21 protein-coding genes are annotated in these 19,822 nt (G+C 62.0%); 18 read left to right on the forward strand and 3 right to left on the reverse strand.

Annotated elements, in window-relative coordinates:
• The first annotated feature begins 63 nt into the window (after nucleotides 1-63).
• Entirely contained in the window at nucleotides 64-462 is a 399-nt protein-coding gene (locus tag ACLM42_RS06490) for a hypothetical protein (RefSeq protein ID WP_415398567.1), read from the forward strand.
• Here ACLM42_RS06490 and ACLM42_RS06495 read toward each other — a convergent pair whose 3' ends face one another.
• Nucleotides 463-897, reverse strand: coding sequence for a hypothetical protein (locus ACLM42_RS06495; protein ID WP_247910716.1), 435 nt, complete (start codon nucleotides 895-897; stop codon nucleotides 463-465). It abuts the gene before it with no gap.
• Nucleotides 898-1,211: 314 nt separating this feature from the next.
• On the opposite strand from ACLM42_RS06495, the gene ACLM42_RS06500 reads away from it, so the two are divergent.
• The gene (locus ACLM42_RS06500; RefSeq protein ID WP_371820727.1) at nucleotides 1,212-1,964 is read left to right on the forward strand and encodes a BMC domain-containing protein; all 753 of its coding nucleotides are present in this window, start codon (nucleotides 1,212-1,214) and stop codon (nucleotides 1,962-1,964) included.
• Nucleotides 1,965-1,966: 2 nt separating this feature from the next.
• Here ACLM42_RS06500 and rdgB read toward each other — a convergent pair whose 3' ends face one another.
• Entirely contained in the window at nucleotides 1,967-2,563 is a 597-nt protein-coding gene (rdgB, locus tag ACLM42_RS06505; protein ID WP_247910714.1) for an RdgB/HAM1 family non-canonical purine NTP pyrophosphatase, read from the reverse strand.
• Nucleotides 2,564-2,781: 218 nt separating this feature from the next.
• On the opposite strand from rdgB, the gene ACLM42_RS06510 reads away from it, so the two are divergent.
• From ACLM42_RS06510 to cbbX, 16 genes are all read left to right on the forward strand, one after another.
• Nucleotides 2,782-3,777, forward strand: a complete 996-nt coding sequence (locus ACLM42_RS06510) for a sodium-dependent bicarbonate transport family permease (RefSeq protein WP_415398568.1) — start codon at nucleotides 2,782-2,784, stop codon at nucleotides 3,775-3,777.
• 4 nt (nucleotides 3,778-3,781) lie between these two features.
• Nucleotides 3,782-4,063, forward strand: coding sequence for a P-II family nitrogen regulator (locus tag ACLM42_RS06515; protein WP_415398569.1), 282 nt, complete (start codon nucleotides 3,782-3,784; stop codon nucleotides 4,061-4,063).
• Nucleotides 4,064-4,267: 204 nt separating this feature from the next.
• Nucleotides 4,268-4,582: a BMC domain-containing protein gene (locus ACLM42_RS06520; RefSeq protein ID WP_094587519.1), complete on the forward strand. Its 315-nt coding sequence runs from the start codon at nucleotides 4,268-4,270 to the stop codon at nucleotides 4,580-4,582.
• Nucleotides 4,583-4,653: 71 nt separating this feature from the next.
• The gene (locus ACLM42_RS06525; RefSeq protein WP_247910711.1) at nucleotides 4,654-6,066 is read left to right on the forward strand and encodes a form I ribulose bisphosphate carboxylase large subunit; all 1,413 of its coding nucleotides are present in this window, start codon (nucleotides 4,654-4,656) and stop codon (nucleotides 6,064-6,066) included.
• A 116-nt stretch (nucleotides 6,067-6,182) separates the two neighbouring features.
• Nucleotides 6,183-6,524: a ribulose bisphosphate carboxylase small subunit gene (locus tag ACLM42_RS06530; protein WP_010316537.1), complete on the forward strand. Its 342-nt coding sequence runs from the start codon at nucleotides 6,183-6,185 to the stop codon at nucleotides 6,522-6,524.
• A 174-nt stretch (nucleotides 6,525-6,698) separates the two neighbouring features.
• A complete protein-coding gene (locus ACLM42_RS06535) occupies nucleotides 6,699-9,062 on the forward strand; it encodes a CsoS2 family carboxysome shell protein (RefSeq protein ID WP_415398570.1) in 2,364 nt (787 codons plus the stop codon).
• Between the two features lie 13 nt (nucleotides 9,063-9,075).
• Complete coding sequence (locus tag ACLM42_RS06540) at nucleotides 9,076-10,812, forward strand: carboxysome shell carbonic anhydrase (RefSeq protein WP_247910708.1); 1,737 nt, start codon at nucleotides 9,076-9,078, stop codon at nucleotides 10,810-10,812.
• Nucleotide 10,813: 1 nt separating this feature from the next.
• The gene (locus tag ACLM42_RS06545) at nucleotides 10,814-11,104 is read left to right on the forward strand and encodes a carboxysome peptide A (RefSeq protein WP_247477759.1); all 291 of its coding nucleotides are present in this window, start codon (nucleotides 10,814-10,816) and stop codon (nucleotides 11,102-11,104) included.
• Nucleotides 11,104-11,355: a carboxysome peptide B gene (locus ACLM42_RS06550; RefSeq protein ID WP_415398571.1), complete on the forward strand. Its 252-nt coding sequence runs from the start codon at nucleotides 11,104-11,106 to the stop codon at nucleotides 11,353-11,355. Before ACLM42_RS06545 ends, ACLM42_RS06550 begins: the two co-directional genes overlap by 1 nt.
• An 82-nt stretch (nucleotides 11,356-11,437) precedes the next feature.
• Complete coding sequence (locus tag ACLM42_RS06555) at nucleotides 11,438-12,079, forward strand: BMC domain-containing protein (protein ID WP_415398572.1); 642 nt, start codon at nucleotides 11,438-11,440, stop codon at nucleotides 12,077-12,079.
• A complete protein-coding gene (locus ACLM42_RS06560; protein WP_247910704.1) occupies nucleotides 12,079-12,588 on the forward strand; it encodes a ferritin-like domain-containing protein in 510 nt (169 codons plus the stop codon). The genes ACLM42_RS06555 and ACLM42_RS06560 overlap by 1 nt, the downstream gene beginning before the upstream one ends.
• A gap of 94 nt (nucleotides 12,589-12,682) precedes the next feature.
• On the forward strand, nucleotides 12,683-14,542 hold the full coding sequence (locus tag ACLM42_RS06565) for an NAD(P)H-quinone oxidoreductase subunit F (protein ID WP_415398573.1): 1,860 nt from the start codon (nucleotides 12,683-12,685) through the stop codon (nucleotides 14,540-14,542).
• Nucleotides 14,543-14,545: 3 nt separating this feature from the next.
• Nucleotides 14,546-16,054, forward strand: a complete 1,509-nt coding sequence (locus ACLM42_RS06570) for an NADH-quinone oxidoreductase subunit M (protein ID WP_415398574.1) — start codon at nucleotides 14,546-14,548, stop codon at nucleotides 16,052-16,054.
• Between the two features lies 1 nt (nucleotide 16,055).
• Nucleotides 16,056-17,198 carry a CO2 hydration protein gene (locus tag ACLM42_RS06575; RefSeq protein ID WP_415398575.1) on the forward strand — a complete coding sequence of 381 codons (1,143 nt, stop codon included), beginning with the start codon at nucleotides 16,056-16,058 and terminating at the stop codon, nucleotides 17,196-17,198.
• Between the two features lie 9 nt (nucleotides 17,199-17,207).
• Entirely contained in the window at nucleotides 17,208-17,462 is a 255-nt protein-coding gene (locus ACLM42_RS06580) for a 4a-hydroxytetrahydrobiopterin dehydratase (RefSeq protein WP_415398576.1), read from the forward strand.
• Nucleotides 17,449-18,381 (forward strand): CbbX protein, encoded by a 933-nt coding sequence (gene cbbX / locus ACLM42_RS06585; RefSeq protein WP_415398577.1) that lies wholly within the window; start codon nucleotides 17,449-17,451, stop codon nucleotides 18,379-18,381. The genes ACLM42_RS06580 and cbbX overlap by 14 nt, the downstream gene beginning before the upstream one ends.
• A 3-nt stretch (nucleotides 18,382-18,384) precedes the next feature.
• Here cbbX and dnaA read toward each other — a convergent pair whose 3' ends face one another.
• Nucleotides 18,385-19,791: a chromosomal replication initiator protein DnaA gene (gene dnaA, locus ACLM42_RS06590; RefSeq protein ID WP_247910698.1), complete on the reverse strand. Its 1,407-nt coding sequence runs from the start codon at nucleotides 19,789-19,791 to the stop codon at nucleotides 18,385-18,387.
• Nucleotides 19,792-19,822 lie beyond the last annotated feature (31 nt).

The following is a 19,822-nucleotide window of genomic DNA, read 5'->3' on the forward strand; positions in this document are numbered from 1 at the left end:
GTGGCGTGCAACTGGCTTCACCATGGCCGGATCTGCGCTTGCTGGCATCCCACAACCCATGCCATGACAGAGGCACCCCATTGGGGGGAGTCCATGCGCACCAGCCTCAACGACCTTCTGGAACAACTGGTGCTGCGGGGTTGGGCCAAGCTTGACCTGCCATCCGGGGTTCCCAAAGTCACACCGGAGTGCCCCTGGTGGAGCATTGACCTGGGGCCCGTCACGACTGTTTCTCTCCACCCCTGGCCCGGCGGCCTATTGGAGTTCAGCATCTGCGTGCTGATCGATGCTGAGGACCACATCCAGTCCTACGAACTGGAATGCAATGCCATGCCCGTCCCCGTGGCCCTCATCAACTGGTGGGGAGGACTGGAGATTGCTCTGCTTCAGGGGGAAGCCCTGAAAGACCAGCTGATCGCCGCCTGGGACCAAGAGATCAGCGCTGGCGGCGAATTGCCTTAATCAGCCGAAGCGACGACGACCGTCGTTGAAGCTTGCAAAGCTCGTGACCTCACCCCGACGCTCCTGGGCAGAAGCGGTTTGGGCGAGCTTCCAGACGTTGCGGCTGATCCGCCGGGCACGCAGGCCACCACGCTCCACCTCAGCGCCGCCGGGGCGAGCTCCCATCAGATAGGTCACCTCAGCGGTGGAGAGGGGTGCGCCCGTTTGCAGAGCCAACTGGGTCAGCTCCAAGCGATGGCGCAGGGCCGAGACATCACAGGAACCGCCGTCCTCCGCCTCACTCCAAACCCAAGGCAGATCACCTTGGGCGGCGAGCTTCTGCATCAGGGTCATGCTGACGAGAGCCAGAGCCTGATCTGCGTTGAGATCACCGCCCTCTTGAACGGAAGCAGCGCCCTGGGCGGGCGCAGAAGAGGCAGAGCGCTTAGCAGCCACGGGCAGTCCTGCGGGGATGGCCGGACGGTACCGGCTCTCGCCCGCGGCGCAAGACCCCAGAGAAAAGCGGACATCAGCTGCGGCGCAACCAATCCGGGGCAAACCCAAACCAATCGCCGAGATCCCCTGGATCCTCTGGATCACCTCCCTCAAGCCAGCTCCGGGAAAACAGAGATCGGGCAGTAAGATCACCCCGCTCCTCCCGCTGGTCAGCTGAGGACCTCACCGCCGCTGAAGCGGCGCTGAACCAACTTCAGGGAGCACCCGACCCCTTGATCGAACGCAATCCCAGGCGACGCAGTTCATCGGTCCAGATCACTGGCACCGACCTGGGATTCAGCGGCAGTGGCACCTCGCTGGATGAGCTCCACCCATCGGCAGCCAGCTGCGTCATTACCACCGACAGCGAAGCGCGGCTGGTCAGTCAAGCCAGTGCGGTCGAATCGATCGAGCTGCGCACTTACGTTTTCCTCGATTCGCTTCAGCCCCAACTCGCCACCTATATGGGAACGGTGAGCCAGGGCTTTCTGCCCATTCCAGGCGACGCATGCCTCTGGCTGGAGGTTTCCCCGGGCATGGCCGTTCACCGGGTCACGGACATCGCCCTCAAGGCGAGCACGGTTCGGCTCGGCCAGATGATTGTCGAGCGGGCCTTCGGATCGCTCGCCCTCTATCACCGCGACCAGAGCAATGTGCTCCACTCCGGCGATGTGGTGCTCGAGGCGATCGGCAGCAGTGTCCATGAGCGAACCCGCTGCAGCGTGACCTGGACTGAAGTCATCCGGGCGATCACCCCGGACCACGCCGTGCTGATTAACCGTCAGAACCGGCGCGGCTCCATGATCCAGGCCGGCATGAGCATGTTCATCCTGGAGACCGAACCTGCCGGTTACGTCCTGCTGGCGGCCAACGAAGCCGAAAAGTCCAGCAACATCACGGTCGTTGACGTCAAAGCCGTGGGTGCCTTTGGCCGACTGACCCTGGCGGGCTGGGAAGGGGATGTGAACGAAGCAGCCGCCGCTGCCATGCGCGCGGTCGAACAAATCAACCTGCGCTCGGGCCGCTGAATTCAGGCCAAACCAAAGATCTCCTTTAAGCCTGGAGCCAAAGCGCGGGCAGCTTTGCCGCGGGAGCCCAATTTGTCCTTGAGGTGCTGGCCCATCTGGGCGTAGGTCAACCCTGCCTCACGCACCCAGAAGATCGGGTCATAGCCACCGCCTTGGCCCCGGGGGCTGGCGAGGATCTCACCGCGACAAATCCCCTGGGATTCGAGCACCGGGCGACCTTGCGGGTCTGACAGAACCATCGCACTGTTGAAGCTGCCGCTGCGGTAAGGGCTCGTGCCCAATTCCTTGAGCAGCCGTTGAATGCGTTCAGGGTCGCTCGCGGCGTAGCGCGCCGAATAGAGCCCAGGCGCACCACCGAGGGCATCCACCTCCAGGCCGGAATCGTCAGCCAAGGCCCATTGGCCCGTCAGCTGGGCCACGGCGCAAGCCTTCAAGCGAGCATTTTCCAGATAGGTCGTGCCAGTTTCTTCAACCTCCAGACCATCCGGCTGCTGACGGACCTCCAGGGCCACGGCGTCAAGCATCGACTGGATCTCGGCCACCTTGTAAGGGTTGCCACTGGCAATCACCAAGATCGGATGGGGAGTGCCAGGTCGCATCCAATAACGCCAGGGGACGCCATTGTGCCGTCAAAAGGGGTGAGGCAGGTTGGGTTGAACATTCCACCCCAGAAAAATCCAGGGGCACCTGCCTCAGTTGAACCGTAGGGAGACTCCCTTGGCCCTGCAAGAGCCTTATTGCCGGATATGTGAAGCCGTGAACAGCTTGAGACCTCACCCCTAGCGTCAAGAATCGGCGCCTCTGAGCGGGTTCATCAATGGATACCAGCCTGGTTCTCCAGAACCTGTTTACCCCCCCCGTCCTGTTCTTCTTTCTGGGCGTTCTCGCCGTGTTGCTGGGCTCGGATCTTGAGATTCCAGCGCCACTGCCGAAGCTCTTTTCGCTCTATCTCTTGCTGGCCATCGGCTTTAAAGGCGGCCTCGAACTACAGCACAGCGGCATCAGTGGTCAGGTCCTCCCGACGATTGGCGCGGCGGTCTTGATGTCGCTCGCCGTCCCCCTCTATTCCTATGGGGTCTTGCGCTGGAAGCTGGACAGCTTCAATGCGGCTGCGATCGCCGGGACCTATGGCTCAATTTCGGCGGTGACCTTCATTACGGCCGAAAGCTTCCTGGAAACCCAACAGCTGCAGCACGACGGGTTCATGGTGGCGGCGTTGGCCCTCATGGAATCGCCGGCGATCATTGTTGGGCTTCTGCTTGTGAAGCTGGCAGGGCCACAGCAACGTCCCAACGACGGGGGGATGCGATGGGGGGCGGTGCTGCACGAAGCGCTGCTGAATGGATCGGTTTACTTGTTGATCGGCAGCTTGTTGGTGGGTTTCCTTAGCGCCTCCCAGAGTCCAAGCAGTGTCGAAAAAATGCTGCCCTTCACCGACCAATTGTTCTACGGAGCCCTGAGCTTTTTCCTGCTGGACATGGGCATCGTTGCCGCCCAACGCATCCGCGAGCTGAAGGAAGTCGGAGGCTTTCTGATCGGCTTTGCCGTGCTGATGCCACTGTTTAACGCCGCCCTGGGCACCTTGATTGCCAAAGGATTAGGGCTAGGTCCAGGCAATGCTCTGCTGTTTGTGGTGCTTTGCGCGAGCGCCTCCTACATCGCGGTACCAGCGGCGATGCGGATGACGGTGCCGGAAGCCAACCCCAGCTTCTACATCTCCACGGCCCTGGGATTGACCTTTCCCTTCAACATCCTGATCGGGATCCCGCTCTACATGGCCCTGATCAATAAGGTCCTCCCTGCCGCCAGCTGAGCCGATGAAACGTCTCGATTTAATCGTCAGCGAGCGCGAGCTCGAGGCCATCCTCAAGGCGATCGACGGGGCGGGGTCCCCGGGTTACACGGTGATGAAACACGTCACAGGCAAGGGGCCCCATGGCGCTGTCTCCGAGTCAATGGACTTCAGCGGCCTTGGGGCCAATGCCCATGTCGTCGTTTTTTGCGAATCCGACATCGCTGAAGGACTGCGATCCGCACTCAGGCCACTGCTGGATTACTACGGCGGGGTGGGCTATCTCTCTGAGGCGGAATCGCTCTAGCTGCAGTGCTTTTGGAGACCTCAAGCGCGCTCTGCTCAGTCAGCTTCAGAAGCATCTCCAAAGTTTTGTGATGCACTGATCAGCCCCGCTTATCTGACACTGCTGTGACGGTGATCGTGATTGTCGACCAAATGTCTTGACTTACGGATCGTTGCCGAAGCAAGGTTGCTGGCGAACATTCCACCCCTCCTCCAGGAGCAGGTAATGGCTAACGAAACCATGGGCATCGCCCTCGGCATGATCGAGACCCGGGGTCTGGTCCCCGCGATCGAAGCCGCTGACGCCATGACCAAGGCAGCCGAAGTGCGCCTGATTGGTCGCGAATTCGTGGGCGGCGGTTACGTCACCGTTCTGGTCCGCGGCGAAACCGGTGCTGTGAACGCAGCCGTTCGCGCTGGCGCCGATGCATGCGAGCGCGTGGGTGATGGCCTGGTTGCCGCCCACATCATTGCCCGTCCCCACCGTGAAGTGGAGCCTGCTCTGAACAGCAGCGCCGGCTTCGTTGGTTCGAAGGATTGAGGCCTGAGTTAGGCCAGTGATGGCCACTCATCCCTCTGACTTATTTCCCTCGACCCACTCGGAGACTCTCCATGGCTAAGAAGTACGACGCTGGGGTTAAGGAGTACCGCGACACGTATTGGACTCCTGATTACGTACCCCTCGACACCGACCTGCTGGCTTGCTTCAAGTGCACCGGCCAGGAAGGCGTCCCCAAGGAAGAAGTTGCCGCTGCTGTGGCCGCTGAATCCTCCACCGGCACCTGGTCCACTGTGTGGTCCGAGCTCCTCACCGACCTCGACTTCTACAAAGGCCGTTGCTACCGCATCGAAGACGTTCCTGGCGACAAGGAAGCCTTCTATGCCTTCATTGCCTACCCCCTCGATCTGTTCGAAGAGGGTTCTGTCACCAACGTTCTGACCTCCCTGGTTGGCAACGTCTTCGGTTTCAAGGCTCTGCGCCACCTGCGTCTGGAAGACATCCGCTTCCCGATGGCGTTCATCAAGACCTGCATGGGTCCCCCGAACGGCATCCAGGTCGAGCGCGACCGTATGAACAAGTACGGCCGTCCCCTGCTGGGTTGCACCATCAAGCCGAAGCTCGGCCTGAGCGGTAAGAACTACGGCCGGGTTGTGTATGAATGCCTCCGCGGTGGTCTCGACTTCACCAAGGACGACGAAAACATCAACTCTCAGCCCTTCCAGCGCTGGCAGAACCGTTTCGAGTTCGTTGCCGAAGCTGTGAAGTCCGCTGAACAGGAGACCGGCGAGCGTAAGGGTCACTACCTGAACTGCACCGCCGCCACCCCTGAGCAGATGTACGAGCGGGCCGAGTTCGCCAAGGAACTCGGGCAGCCGATCATCATGCACGACTACATCACTGGTGGCTTCACCGCTAACACCGGTCTGTCCCACTGGTGCCGTAAGAACGGCATCCTGCTTCACATCCACCGCGCCATGCACGCGGTGATCGACCGTCACCCCAAGCACGGCATCCACTTCCGCGTTCTCGCCAAGTGCCTGCGTCTCTCCGGTGGTGACCAGCTCCACACCGGCACCGTGGTCGGCAAGCTCGAGGGCGACCGTCAGTCCACCCTCGGCTACATCGACCAGCTGCGCGAATCCTTCGTTCCCGAAGATCGCAGCCGCGGTAACTTCTTCGACCAGGATTGGGGCTCCATGGGCGGCGTGTTCGCCGTGGCCTCTGGCGGTATCCACGTCTGGCACATGCCAGCCCTGGTGAGCATCTTCGGCGACGACTCGGTGCTCCAGTTCGGTGGTGGTACCCACGGTCACCCCTGGGGTTCTGCTGCTGGTGCTGCCGCTAACCGTGTGGCACTGGAAGCCTGCGTTAAAGCCCGTAACGCCGGTCGCGAGATTGAGCGCGAAGGCCGCGACATCCTCATGGAAGCCGCGAAGCACAGCCCTGAGCTGGCCATCGCCCTCGAGACCTGGAAGGAAATCAAGTTCGAGTTCGACACCGTCGACAAGCTCGACGTCAACTGATTTCGAAACGATTGGGTATGGGAGTCAACTTCAGTTGGCTCCATCCCATTCAGTGATCGGAACAGGACATCGAACCAAATCAAGGTTCATTCATTCCATCCATCTCAAGGAACCCCATGCCTTTCAAGAGCACCGTGGGTGACTACCAAACAGTCGCCACCCTGGAGACCTTCGGCTTCCTCCCGCCGATGACCCAGGACGAGATCTACGACCAGATCGCGTACATCATTGCCCAGGGTTGGAGCCCGCTCGTTGAGCACGTCCATCCCAGCCGCTCCATGGCCACCTACTGGTCTTACTGGAAGCTGCCCTTCTTCGGTGAGAAGGATCTGAGCGTCATCGTGAACGAGCTCGAAGCTTGCCACCGCGCTTACCCCGACCACCACGTGCGCCTCGTGGGCTACGACGCCTACACCCAAAGCCAAGGCGCTTGCTTCGTGGTGTTCGAAGGCCGCTGATTCAGCGCCTTCATCAAGTTGTGGTCTCGAGTTCTCTCGAGACCACTCCTTCTTCTACTCATTAACTGTCTGATTGCGGATTTCCGTTCTCAGATTCCACGCATTACTGCGCTGGGTTGAATGTGATCAACCAGCCCACTGATGCCATCCAGTCATTCCATACACCGGGCGGACATGGCCACTAAATCGAGTCGCGAAGCAGCCCTGGAGCGCCGCAAGGCCCTCACTGATGGCGGCAAGAAAGCCTCCGGCCGCTATGGCAGCGGTGGCGGCCGTGTTCGCAGCGCCTCTGATGCCCGCCCGACCCGGACCAACGCTGCACCCAGCAGCGCTCCCCGTGCAGCCGCAGCTGAAGCTCCTGCTGCTGCCCATGCACCCGCTCGGCAGCTGTCAGCACCCAGCAGCTCCCACCGCTCCTCCCCCGGCAAGCGGGTCTCCAACCCCAGTCGCGACCTGGTTCTGTCCCGCCGAGAGGCCATGACCCGCGGTGGCAAGCGCGCAGATACCTCCAAAGACCGCACCCGCACCGACCTCGCCAAGGAAGCCCCGAAGGCAGTGGCAGCTTCGGCTGCGGAGCACAAGTGCAAGTGCGAAGAGAAGAAGAGCGATACCACCCAATCCCGTTCTGCCACCCTGTCGCTCTCCAGCGAGCGGGCCTCCGCGGGCTCGAGTCGCGCTAGCTCTGAACGCCGGGCAGCCTCCCGCAAGGGAACCGCTCAGCACAACGCCAGCCGCGCCGTGGTGCTGGCTCGCCGCGAAGCACTGAGCAAGCGCGGTAAGTCCGCCAGCAACGCCACCAAAACCGGTGCAGCTGCTGTTGCACGTCAGATCAACCCGGATCTGAGCGCCCGTGAACTGGCTCAAAAAGTCCGAGAACTGAAGAGCAAAACCGGTTCCGCAGGCAGCGCCCGCAATAGCGGAACCCGCCCGAGTGGCCCCAACCGTCATGGCGCCAAGCAAGCCGCGGCTGCCGACGCCGCTTGGAAGGTAGGGGCCAGCGAAACCCTCTCGGGTCAAACCGTCACCGGCACCCAAGCGAACCGTTCGGTGAAGACCACCGGGAACGAAGCTGCCACCTGTCGCTCAATCACCGGTACCGAATATCTCGGTGCGGAGGTCTTCCAAACCTTCTGCGGCGGACAACCGGCCAGCAGCAATCAGCCGGCCAAGGTCCGCGTTACCGCCACCAGCCATGGCAACCGTGTGACCGGCAACGAAGTCGGCCGCAGTGAGAAGGTCACCGGCGATGAGCCAGGCACCTGTAAGACCGTGACCGGCACCGAGTACATCTCGGCGAACCAGTCCAGTTCCTACTGCGGCGATGTGAATCCTTCCGTCCGCAAGGTCGGCCGCAGCCAGACCCAAGGTGGCCAGGCTGTAAGCGGCGTCATGGTGGGCCGCAGCGAGCGCGTCACCGGTGATGAGGCCGGTTCCGGACGCAACCTGACGGGCGACCAATACCTCGGCTCTGATGCCAGCGTCGCTGGTCGCGCTGCCACCAAGGTCAGCAGCCAGAACACCCTCCGCGGCACCGGTGTGACCGGCACCGCCGTGGGTCGCAGCAAGCAAGTCACCGGAGACGAGCCCGGAAGCTGCCGCAACGTCACCGGCGATGAGTACATCGGCAGTGAGCAGTTCGACGGTTTCTGCGGCGCTCGCCCTGCGCCTGAAGCCGCGAAGGTGGGCTTCAGCATTACCAACCGGAACCAGGTGGTCAGCGGCAGTCGCACCGGCCGTTCCGAAAAAGTGACTGGCGATGAACCCGGCAGCTGCAAGGTCGTGACCGGCACCCCCTACGCCGGCCTCGAGCAGGCTGGTGATTTCTGCAACACCACAGCCGTCCGCGCGGTGCGTGAGCGAACCCCCGTCCGCAACTCCAACCGCATGACCGGGATTCAACCCGGTATCGGTGGTGCGATGACCGGAGCAGAGCGAGGCGCATGCGAAGACGTCACCGGGACCCCCTACGTCGGTGCCGACCAACAAGCAAGTGCCTGCGGCACCGCACCCAGCCGTGATGCTGACTTTCCCCAGGCCCTCAATGGTGCCGCTTGGCAGGAATTCAGCGTTCAATCCCCCGCCCGCGCCGCTCAGGAAGAGCGTGAGAGCACCGGTCGCGTGACCGGCAGCACCTACGAGCAAGGCGGACGCATTACGGGCCCTTTCGACATGGCCAGCGGCAAGATCACCGGCACTGAACAGTTCCGCTTCGATCGCCGCTCTAGCCAGCGCCTGGCCCAGGCCCAAGAGCCCGTGGCCATCGCTGCCCAGGAAGCCCCGCTGTCCCGCGTGACCGGCGAGGGTTCGGGCACCAAAATCACCGGCGACGACTGGGACCGTGGTGATCGTGTCACCGGCACCGAAGGTCGCTCGGCCCGACGCCGGAACCCCACCCGCGTGGGCCCCATGAGTGCCATGCCCGGTGTTCAGCCCAAGCGCAACGACGAAGTCCCCGCCCCGAACAACAAGGTGACTGGCTCCAGCGGCAGCACCGATCAGGGTTCTCTGATCACGGTCTCCGGCGGCGCCCGGGGCTGAGGAGCACTTCGTAATGCCCCAGCGTTCCGCCAAAAACGAGCGGCCGCTAGCCCCTACGGCCCCCAGCCGCCGCCAACGCGGTGCTGGGGACCAGGTCTCGGTCAGCCCAGCGGACAATCCCGCTGAGCTCAACCCAAGCAGCGCCTTCAGCAAGGTTCTGCGCCAGCGTGAATTAGCGAACGCCTCCCGCACTCCCAGCGGGGCCTCACGCCCAAGCGGTCCAAGGGCCAAAAAGGCATCCATTGCAGCGACCAACACCAAATTGGGCAGCGCGCGCAGAGTTCGTCCTGTTGCGACCCAGGTCGTTCTGGACCGTCGCTCCAGCGGGCCGGTCAGTTCCGGTGGCTTGCATCCTCTGAGCAACGGCCAGGCCAATGCCGCTCTACGGGCCTACGAGGAACAGACCCTTGGCTCTTTTGATCGGATCGTTCCAGTCCTGAAGCGTCTTTCAGCGCTGCAGCACGACAACAATTTTGTTGAGCAGGCCCAGAGGCTGGCTCTAGCGGAACTGGGCCATGAATTGCCCCAGCCAATCCTTGAGACCGCATGGACCAGCCAGCTGGACATGCGCACGCTCTTCGCTTGGTGCGTGTTCGAGGCCTATGAGCAGGCCAGCCTCTCGTTCTTCAACGACGATCCGCTTGCTGCCCAGTCCGGCAGCAGCGATGCCGAAGCCTTCAACGCCTTTTTGTTGGAGTGCGGCTTCCATCTGTTGGATGTCACCCCTTGCGCCGATGGTCGCCTGGCCCATGCCATCGCCTACGCCCTGAGACTGCCCTTCAGTTCCGTGCGCCGCCGATCCCACGCCGGTGCGATGTTCGATGTCGAAAACACCGTCAACCGCTGGGTCAAGACCGAGCACCGGCGCTACCGCGAAGGACTGCCCAATCCAGCGCACTCCGACACCCGTTACCTGAAGACGGTCGTTTATCACTTCAGTTCGAAAGATCCCTGCCACGAGGGCTGCGCTGCCCATGGCAGCGACGACACCGCCGCCGCCGCCCAGGGGCTGCAACGTCTGCAGGACTTCCAACAAGCTGTCGAGAACAGCTTCTGCTGCGGGGCCTCCGTCGATCTGTTGTTGATCGGCATGGACACAGACACCGATGCCATTCGTGTCCACGTTCCCGGCGCCGACGGCAGCACCAACCTGGAGAGCTGGCTCGATGCCCGCGACGTCTATGAGGCGACCCGGGGCATGCGTGCGGACCAGGCCCGGGACGAGGTCGAGAAGCAGGTCAGCTCCGCTGCAGCCGGAAGCCCGGATCAGGGCATGGTCAAGCTCATCAGCCGGCTGATCGAAAACAACTTGTCCCAAATTGACTACGTCCGCCAGTATCACGGCGGCAACTACAGCGATTTCGGCCATGCCGAACGCTTCATTGGGGTTGGCATCGGGTTCAAGGAGATCCACCTCCGCAACCTGACCTACTTCGCCTACATGGACACCGTTGAAGAGGGTGCTCCCGATCTCGATGTCGGGGTCAAGATCTTCAAGGGCCTGAACGTCTCTCGCGGTCTACCGATTCCGGTCGTGCTGCGCTTCGACTACCACGGCGCTGTTCCCGGTGCGCGCGAGCGCGCTATCCAACACTGCGAGCGGGTCAAGGCTGCAATCGAGGCCCGTTACCGCGAACTCTGTGAGCAGGGGCTTCTGCACACCCTGCTCACCGTGCGGGATCGGGATCGGCACGTGCCAGCCGAAACCGTAAGTTCCTCAATCACGTTCAACACAGGAGGGGGGCACTGAGATGTTGATCTGCAAAGTGGTGAAGCCACTGGTTTCAACCAACCGCATCGCGGACTTCCAGCACAAGCACCTTCAGGTGGTGCTTGATGGCAGTACCCAAAAGGTTGCCGTCGATGCCGTCGGCGCCATCCCCGGAGATTGGGTGATCTGCGTCGGCAGCTCCGCTGCCCGTGAGGCAGCGGGAAGTAAGTCCTATCCCAGCGATCTCACGATCGTCGGGATCATTGACCACTGGGATCCTGAGGCTGGCAAGGAGATGGCGGCAGGCAAACCCCAAGGGGGTGCCAAGTAATGGAAATCATGCAGGTGATGGGATCGATGGTCTGCACCCAACGGGTGGAGGGCTTTGCGCACCAGAACCTGCGGATTTTGCGCAGCTCCAAAGGCAAATTGAGCGTGGCCACCGATCCAGTGGGCGCCTCCCCCGGCAACTGGGTGTTCACCGCGAGCGGCTCCGCTGCTCGCCACGCCACGGGCAACGCCAGCCTGTTCACCGATCTGACGATCGGCGGCATCATCGACCACTGGTCGCCCGACGGCTAAGGAGCAGTTCGTTCCTCCCAGCCAGCCTGGGTCCATTCCGTTCAAACCAGCGACCATCCACCGGGCTTAGCCCATCACCGTCATGGCCACTCCACGATCCCGAGCCACCAACACTTCGGCTAGCGCCAAGTCCAGCGTTAAACCCGCTGCCGCAAAGCCAGCTGCCGAGACCACTCTGGTGACCGCGATTCCAGCAGCGGCGGCCAAGGCCACCACCCCTGCTCCCGTGGCGGCCTCTGCCCCCGTGACGGTGACAGCCAAGACGGTCGCCTCGACCCCTGCGAAAACAACGGCCAGCTCGGCAGCCAAGGCTGCTCCGGCCGCGCGTCGCACCACCCGTGCTGCGACCTCTCGCTCCTCTGCCTCCGGCTCAGGCTCCGGCGGCAATCGCTCCACCCCCTCCACTCGCACCTCCCCCATGGCTTCTTCCGTTCAAGGCATCGCTCTCGGCATGATCGAGACCCGCGGTCTGGTGCCCGCGATCGAGGCCGCTGATGCCATGACCAAGGCAGCCGAAGTCACTCTGATCGCTCGCGAGTTCGTTGGTGGCGGCTACGTCACCGTTCTGGTGCGCGGTGAGACCGGTGCTGTGAATGCTGCCGTCCGCGCTGGCGCCGATGCCTGCGAGCGGGTGGGTGATGGACTGGTGGCAGCCCACATCATTGCCCGCCCCCACTCCGAAGTGGAGCCCGCCCTGGTCAGCACCAACAACCGCCGGGCCTGATGACCATGGACGCCGTCCATCCGCGCGTCCTGGGTTTTCTGGGGCGTGCCCTCAGCCTTGAGCTGACCGCTGTTCAGCAGTACATGACCCAGGCCTCCCTCGTGGGGCTCTGGGGTGATGCCGCATCATCCGAACGGTTCCGAGAGGAAACGGTCGAAGAGATGCAGCACGCTGAACGAATTGTGCAGCAGATGCTCTCGCTTGGCGTGGCACCGGCCGCCTCACAGCTGCAGCCGGTGACCCATGCCAGCGATTTGGTCGGACTGCTTGAGCAGAACGCCGATCTGGAGCAGCAACTCGTCAGCCACTACGACGAAGCCGTTCGCTTCTGTCGCCTGGTGAATGACCAGAACAACGCTGAATTCTTCCAGTCCCTGCTGGAGGACGAGCAGCACCACATGCGTGACCTTGAAAGCTGGCTCAACGAGCTCGGTGGTCGCCGTCCCCGCGGTTATGGCCGTTACGGCTCCCGCCGCCGTGGGTCCCTGCAAGACCGCGCCTCGTTCTGAGTCGATTCAGCGCTTCGCAGTCCGACCAATTTGGATCAGAAGCGCTTAGATTCCGCCGCCGAAGCCGCTTTCGGCGGCCCAATTCTTAAACCGTTTGAGCGCTGCTCTTCCCCTTCCCCTGCAACTGATCTGGCTGATCCCGCTGTACGGGTTCAGCGGGATGCTCCTGTCGTTGCCCTGGGCGACTGGCTGGATTAAGCGGAACGGCCCTCGGCCTGCGGCTTACCTCAATCTTCTCGTCACCCTGCTAGCGGTGATCCACGGCAGCGTCGTGATCAGCTCGGTCTACGAGATCGGTCCCCAGCATGTCGATCTGGCTTGGTTTCAAGCCGCTGACCTGGACCTGCGCATTGGCTTCGATCTCTCGCTGACGAACCTCGCGGCATTGGAGTTCGTCGCGACGATGAGCCTGATCTGCCAGGTCTATGCGCTGGGCTACCTCGATAAAGAGTGGTCCCTGGCCCGCTTCTACGCCCTGATTGGCTTCTTTGAAGGGGCCATGAGCGGGGTGGTGCTCAGCAGCAACCTTTTTATGAGCTATTTCCTGCTGGAGATGCTCACCCTCTCCACCTACCTGCTGGTGGGGTTCTGGTACGCCCAGCCCCTGGTCGTGACCGCCGCCCGCGACGCCTTCCTGACCAAGCGCGTTGGAGATGTTCTGCTGCTGATGGGGGTGGTCGCACTCTCGGCCTTTGCAGGCTCGATGGAGTTCACCGACCTCTACGACTGGGCCGGCAACCTCAAAGGAACGGGTGCCCTCGGACCGGTCGGCATCAGCCTGCTGGGCCTGGGACTAATCGCAGGTCCGATGGGCAAATGTGCCCAATTCCCAATGCACCTCTGGCTCGATGAAGCCATGGAGGGACCAAACCCGGCCTCGATCCTGAGGAATTCCGTCGTGGTGACCTGCGGCGCGATTGTGCTGATGAAGCTGATGCCGATCGTTCGGCTCTCTCCGGTCGCAACAGACGTCTTATTGGCGGTGGGAGCGATCAGTGCCATCGGCGGAGCGCTGGTCTCCCTGGCCCAGGTCGACCTCAAACGCGCCTTCAGTTATTCGACAACCTCCTATCTAGGTCTCGTCTTCATCGCGATCGCCCTCCAGCTGCCAGGCATTGCCCTGCTCTTGCTCTTTGCCCATGGCCTGGCCCGGGCGCTGCAGTTCATGGGCGTTGGAAGCATCATCGCCACCACCAACTGTCAGGACCTGACCGAACTAGGCGGCATTGGCACCCGCATGCCAGCCACGTCCTTGGCCTTCATCATCGGCAGCGCCGGTGTGGTCGGACTCCTGCCCCTGGGTTCCTTCTGGTGCTACGGCTTGATGGTCAACAGCCTCCAGGACAGCGCCCCGGGCTTTGCGGTGGTTTTCTTGCTCACCAACCTGCTGACAGCCACGAACTCCACCCGGGTCTATCGCTCCCTGTTCCTTGGCCAGCCTCTGCCGAAGACCAAGCGTGCACCTGAGGTCAATTGGTTGATGGCCCTGCCAATGGTCAGCCTGAGCGTGATCGTGCTACTGCTGCCCGCGATGATGCAGCGCATCGATCCCGTACCAGGGATCGCCTCCTTCAGTATTCCGGTGGGCGTTGCGGTCTCGGTCTCCGGACTGATCGGCGTGGTGATTGGAGCCCTGATTCCCCTTGATCAGTTCTGGTCCCGCTCAACGACACCTTGGGTACGAACCCTGCAGGACCTGCTGGCCTACGACTTCTACACACCGGAGATCTACAACCGCACGGTGGTGAGCCTGGTGGCCAACTTGGCGCAATTCACCCGCTGGTTTGATCTGAACGTGGTCAAAGGGATGGCCGATGGTGTGGGTCGCCTCTCGATGGCAACGGCCAACGGACTGAAGCTCAGTGTCAGCGGCCAGATGCAGAGCTACGTGCTCACAGTCCTTGTGGCCATCGTCTTGCTGCTCGGTGTTCTGCAGATCGGACGGGGTGGTTGATCGATGTTGCTGAGTTCTCTCCTTCTGATCCCCTTCCTGGGTGCCGCCGCCCTGCTGCTCTGGCCTGGGGAACAAGCCCTGGGGCGGCTTCGTCTCATCACGATCGCAATCCTGGTGATCCAGCTGGTCGCCAGCCTGGCCATCACCGTCCAGTTCGATCCCAGCATTCCCGGAATGCAGCTGCAGGAATTCCACAGCTGGCTGCCTGGAATTGGCCTGGATTATTCCCTCGGGATCGACGGCCTCTCCCTGCCCTTGGTGCTGATCAACGCAGCACTGACCTTGGTGTCAGCGATCATCACCCGCGACATCGACCGGAGACCGCGGATTTACTTCGCGATGCTGCTGCTGATCACCGGGGCTGTGAACGGGGCCTTCATCGCCGACAACCTGCTGCTGTTCTTCCTCTTCTATGAGCTGGAACTCATTCCGCTTTGGCTGTTGATCTCCGTTTGGGGAGGTGCCAACAAGTCCTACGCCGCGACCAAGTTCCTGATCTTCACGGCCATCTCCGGGATGCTGATCCTGGGGGCGTTCCTTGGATTGGCCCTGCTGACCGGCAGCGTGGACTTCAGCATCACCCCGGTCCTGTCCGATCGCTTAGCCATGGGCGGGCAGATCGTTCTGCTGGTGGCCATCCTGCTGGGCTTTGGCATCAAGATCCCGCTGGTGCCGCTGCACAACTGGCTCCCCGATGCCCACACCCAGGCGGCGACCCCCGTCTCGGTTCTGCTGGCCGGTGTTCTCCTGAAGCTCGGCACCTATGGCCTGCTGCGCTTCGGGCTGCAACTCTTCCCGGAAGCCTGGGCTGAACTGGCCCCTGGCCTGGCCATCTGGGCAGCGATCTCGGTGCTCTATGGCTCCCTGGCGGCCATTGCCCAGACCGACATGAAGCGAATGGTGGCCTTCAGCTCCGTCGGCCACATGGGCTATGTGCTCTTGGCCGCCGCGGCCAACACCCCCATCAGCCTGCTGGGGGCTGTCTTCCAGATGGTCGCCCATGGTCTGATCTCGGCACTGCTGTTTCTCTTGGTGGGGATCGTCTATCGCAAGACCGGCACCCGGGATCTCAAGGTGCTCCATGGTTTGTTGAGCCCAGAGAAGGGACTGCCCCTGACCGGAACCCTGATGATCCTGGCGGTGATGGCCAGTGCTGGACTGCCTGGGATGGCCGGATTCATCTCCGAGTTCCTGGTCTTCCGGGGCAGCATTGCCGCCTTCCCCGTTGCCACCCTGCTCTCGATGGTGGGATCGGGTCTAACGGCGGTCTACTTCCTCCTTCTGGTGAACCGCGCCTTCTTTGGCCGCCTGTCCATTACGCCTGACAGCGAAGATGCAATCAAGGACGCACGTCTGGACGTCCAACTGGCCCCGGTGGCCCCCCGGGAGACCTACCCGGCCATTGCCCTTGCCGCAGCCATTGTTGGGCTGGGTCTCCTACCGTTTGGCCTCAGTTATCTGAGCGAGACCTCAATCACCGCCTTGGCCCTGCAATCGATGGGAGTGAGCTGAGATGCCCGTTATTCCTGCCGAGCTGGTTCACAGCAACCCCGGCCTCGACACCGACCAGATCATCGCCAAGCTCATTGGCGGTGAGACCTTGCTAACCGATACCCCCGATCACCTGATCGAGGTGGTCGATGTGCTCGAGAGCTATGGCGAGGTGCTCGATGCCTACAGCAAAAATTTGATCTTCCAGGGGGAGCATCAGTTCCTCAATCCATTCCCGATCTTCAAGTATCTCGACGGGGACCTCAGCCCGGCGAAGATCTGGCGCCACCTCAACCACGACAGGATCAACTTCGAGTACGCCGAGTACTGCATGAAGGGGATGCTCTGGCATGCCACCGGTGGAATGGATGCCTACTTCGACAGTGAGGCCTTCAAGGACAACTGCAAGGCGATCATTGCCACCAAGCGTCGCCGCGATCCGCTGCTCGCCATCCTGCATCCGCTCTTCCCAGACTTCCTGAGCGAATTGATCCGCAATGCCGCCACAACCCATGCGCTGGGTCAGTTCTGGCGGGTGATGAGCGATCTATTTATCGATTTGGCCAAGGCTGAACGCTCCGCTCAAGTGCGCTCGATACCCGATGTCGTCGACTTCATCAAACAGGGGCTGGTGGCCGCCGCCGCAAACCCCATCGAATACGGAGTGATGATCGGCGGACAGAAGTTCTGGGTCCTTCCGCCCGAGGCCAAGCTGACCTTCCTCGTGGATGTGGCTGTTCCCTACGTCGAGGCGGTCTTCCTGCGGGGGATGCCCTTCCTTGGGACCGTCAGTTACAACGCCCAGGCCCAGCAAATCTCCCCCGATCAGGCGACCTTCACCTACGGCGCCCTCTACGCCGATCCACTGCCGACGATGGGTGCCGGTGTTCCCCCCAGCCTGCTGATGCAGGACATGTATCGCCATCTGCCGCATCGCTTGCACCAGTGGTATCTAGAGCGCACCCGCGGCGAAGGGGACGTGCGCGAAAAGATCTGCCGCAGCTTCCAGAAGTCGATGTTCTGCGTGACCAACGCCGCCATCAGCGGCACCATGCCCCACCCCTTGGACACCACCAACCCCGAGGAGCAGGAGGCCAACCGCGCCTATGCAGCCTCCTGGGCTGCTCGACTCGTCATCGGCCGGACCGATTGCCTCGCGGCCTAGGGTCAAAGAATGGATCAACTCTGGAATCCCCGGCCCAGGCCCGATCGTGTCGAGTGGTTGGAGCGTCGGATCGAATTTGAGGACTACGCGGCCAACCGAGCTTTTCTGGATCGCCTGAACGACTTCTGCGAAAAGGAGGGGCGCTACCCCGACATCAGTTTCGGACGTACATACGTGAACATCACCCTGCGGCCCGAGGAGGAGAAGGCCAGCATCGGCGAGGCTGACCATGTGTTTGCCGCTGCCATCGATGGCCTCGTCTGAGCAGCCCGACAACACGCCAGTTGATCTTCAGGCCGCCTACGAAGGGGCTGAGGTCCAGGGAGTTCTGGATCAACTCGACCAAGAGCTGATCGGACTCAAACCGGTCAAAACCCGGATCCGTGAAATTGCTGCCCTGCTGGTGGTGGACCGGGCCCGCAAGCAAGTGGGCCTCTCCACCACGGCCCCAAGCCTGCACATGTCCTTTACGGGCCGGCCAGGAACGGGCAAGACAACCGTGGCCGAGCGGATGTCGCAAATCCTGCACAAGCTTGGGTACGTGCGCAAAGGCCATGTGGTCACCGCCACCCGTGACGACCTGGTGGGGCAATACATCGGCCATACCGCTCCGAAGACCCGGGAGATGCTGAAAAAGGCGATGGGCGGGGTGTTGTTTATCGATGAGGCCTACTACCTCTATCGCCCCGAAAACGAACGGGACTACGGAGCAGAGGCGATCGAGATCCTGCTCCAGGTGATGGAGAACAACCGTGATGACCTGGTGGTCATCTTTGCGGGCTACAAGGAGCGGATGGATGTTTTCTACCAAAGCAATCCAGGCCTCTCCTCCAGGGTCGCCAATCACATCGACTTCCCGGATTACAGCGCCGCGGAGCTATCAGCGATTGCCCGGCTGATCCTGGCGGAGGAGAACTACCGCTTCAGCGATGAAGCCCTTGCGGCCTTCACGGATTACATCGATCGGCGGATGCAATTGCCGTTCTTTGCCAATGCCCGCTCCATCCGCAATGCGATCGATCGTGCTCGGATGCGCCAAGCCAATCGCCTGTTCAATGTGATGAACAGCAGTCAGCTCACCAAACTGGATCTGATGACCTTGGAGGCCGAAGACATCACCGCCAGCCGAGTCTTTTCCGGCGAGGTCGAAGGTCTGGACCCCAGTGAACCCATCACCGGCTGAGTCCTAACGCGTGCGGCGACGGGAATCGATCTGCAGCAGATCCCGCACCTGCTGAACCTGGCGGCCCAACTGGGGGTCAGCTCCCAGTTTCTTCTCGGTTTGCTCAACGGCGTACATCACAGTTGAGTGATCCTTACCGCCAAAGGCATCGCCAATGCGGGGAAGGGAGAGGTTGGTGCCTTGGCGCATCAGATACATCCCCACCTGGCGCGCTTGGCTGACGGCCCGTTTGCGGCTCGCGCTCTTCATCTCATCCACTCCAACCCCGAACACCTCGGCGACCTTGCTGAGCACTTGATCGGGAGTGACCTCCACTTCGACGCCAGCGGGTTCGAGCATCGGGGCGACCGATTCCACGGTCATCGGCAAACCAGTGATCGAAGCGAAGGCCACCGCACGTGTCAGGGCACCCTCCAGCTCACGGATGTTCGAGGTGAAGCGACCCGCCAGGTATTGGATCAAGTCCCTAGGCAGGCTGACCCGCTCGTGCTCGGCTTTCTTGTGAAGAATCGCCATCCGCGTTTCCAGGTCGGGCGTCTGGATGTCGGCGATCAGGCCCATGGAGAAGCGTGAGATCAAGCGCTCCTGCAAACGGGGGATCTGACTGGGGGGGCGATCACTGGCAATCACGATCTGACGCCCGGCCTCATGCAGGGCGTTGAAGGTGTGGAAGAACTCCTCTTGGGTGTATTCCTTGCCCTCGATGAACTGGATGTCGTCCACCAGGATCAGATCGGCGGCCCGATAACGGTCCCGAAATTTCTGCATGCCGTCCTTGCGGATGGCCTGGATCAGGTCGTTGGTGAAGGTCTCGGTGCTGACGTAGGCGACGCGGGCCTCTGGATCAATCTCCAAGCGGTAGTGGCCAATGGCCTGCATCAAGTGGGTTTTACCCAGACCCACCCCACCGCAAATGAAGAGCGGATTGAATTCACGGCCGGGGGCTTCGGCAACGGCCAAGGCCGCAGCATGGGCCATGCGGCTGTTGGGCCCCACCACAAAGCGATTAAAGACGTAGCGGGGATTGAGGCCCGGAGCCAACTTCCTGGGGGCCTCGCCAGTGGCGGTGCGCTGCTGGGGAGCTGAACTGCCCTGGGAAACGTCAACGCCAGCGGTGGTTGGGGGCTGGCCGTTGAGGGTGATGCCCTGGGCCGACTCGCCACCGGCTTCGACGCTGACCGCAATCGAGCGTCCAGCGATTTCGCTGGCCACCGCGGCAATCGTGCTCAGGTAGTTCTTGCGCAGCCAACCACAGGCGAAGGTGTTGGGCGCAAGCAGCTGCAGCTCATTGCCCTGGAGGGCCACGCACGTGGCTGGACGAATCCAGGTTTCAAACGTGGGCTTGGAGAGATTCCCTTGGAGTGCTTCTTGAACCTGACGCCACAGCGCTTCTCCCTGCTGCACCGTCACGACGTCCCTTGGGGTTCATGAATATAGGGGT

The organism is Synechococcus sp. W4D4 (assembly GCF_047716805.1).
GTDB lineage: Bacteria > Cyanobacteriota > Cyanobacteriia > PCC-6307 > Cyanobiaceae > Vulcanococcus.

Coding starts and splice junctions, on each gene's coding strand:
- ACLM42_RS06490 (WP_415398567.1), top strand. CDS start 64: ATGACAGAGGCACCCCATTGGGGGGAGTCCATGCGCACCAGCCTCAAC.
- rdgB (WP_247910714.1), bottom strand. CDS start 2,563: ATGCGACCTGGCACTCCCCATCCGATCTTGGTGATTGCCAGTGGCAAC.
- ACLM42_RS06510 (WP_415398568.1), top strand. CDS start 2,782: ATGGATACCAGCCTGGTTCTCCAGAACCTGTTTACCCCCCCCGTCCTG.
- ACLM42_RS06515 (WP_415398569.1), top strand. CDS start 3,782: ATGAAACGTCTCGATTTAATCGTCAGCGAGCGCGAGCTCGAGGCCATC.
- ACLM42_RS06520 (WP_094587519.1), top strand. CDS start 4,268: ATGGCTAACGAAACCATGGGCATCGCCCTCGGCATGATCGAGACCCGG.
- ACLM42_RS06525 (WP_247910711.1), top strand. CDS start 4,654: ATGGCTAAGAAGTACGACGCTGGGGTTAAGGAGTACCGCGACACGTAT.
- ACLM42_RS06530 (WP_010316537.1), top strand. CDS start 6,183: ATGCCTTTCAAGAGCACCGTGGGTGACTACCAAACAGTCGCCACCCTG.
- ACLM42_RS06535 (WP_415398570.1), top strand. CDS start 6,699: ATGGCCACTAAATCGAGTCGCGAAGCAGCCCTGGAGCGCCGCAAGGCC.
- ACLM42_RS06540 (WP_247910708.1), top strand. CDS start 9,076: ATGCCCCAGCGTTCCGCCAAAAACGAGCGGCCGCTAGCCCCTACGGCC.
- ACLM42_RS06545 (WP_247477759.1), top strand. CDS start 10,814: ATGTTGATCTGCAAAGTGGTGAAGCCACTGGTTTCAACCAACCGCATC.
- ACLM42_RS06550 (WP_415398571.1), top strand. CDS start 11,104: ATGGAAATCATGCAGGTGATGGGATCGATGGTCTGCACCCAACGGGTG.
- ACLM42_RS06555 (WP_415398572.1), top strand. CDS start 11,438: ATGGCCACTCCACGATCCCGAGCCACCAACACTTCGGCTAGCGCCAAG.
- ACLM42_RS06560 (WP_247910704.1), top strand. CDS start 12,079: ATGACCATGGACGCCGTCCATCCGCGCGTCCTGGGTTTTCTGGGGCGT.
- ACLM42_RS06570 (WP_415398574.1), top strand. CDS start 14,546: ATGTTGCTGAGTTCTCTCCTTCTGATCCCCTTCCTGGGTGCCGCCGCC.
- ACLM42_RS06575 (WP_415398575.1), top strand. CDS start 16,056: ATGCCCGTTATTCCTGCCGAGCTGGTTCACAGCAACCCCGGCCTCGAC.
- ACLM42_RS06580 (WP_415398576.1), top strand. CDS start 17,208: ATGGATCAACTCTGGAATCCCCGGCCCAGGCCCGATCGTGTCGAGTGG.
- cbbX (WP_415398577.1), top strand. CDS start 17,449: ATGGCCTCGTCTGAGCAGCCCGACAACACGCCAGTTGATCTTCAGGCC.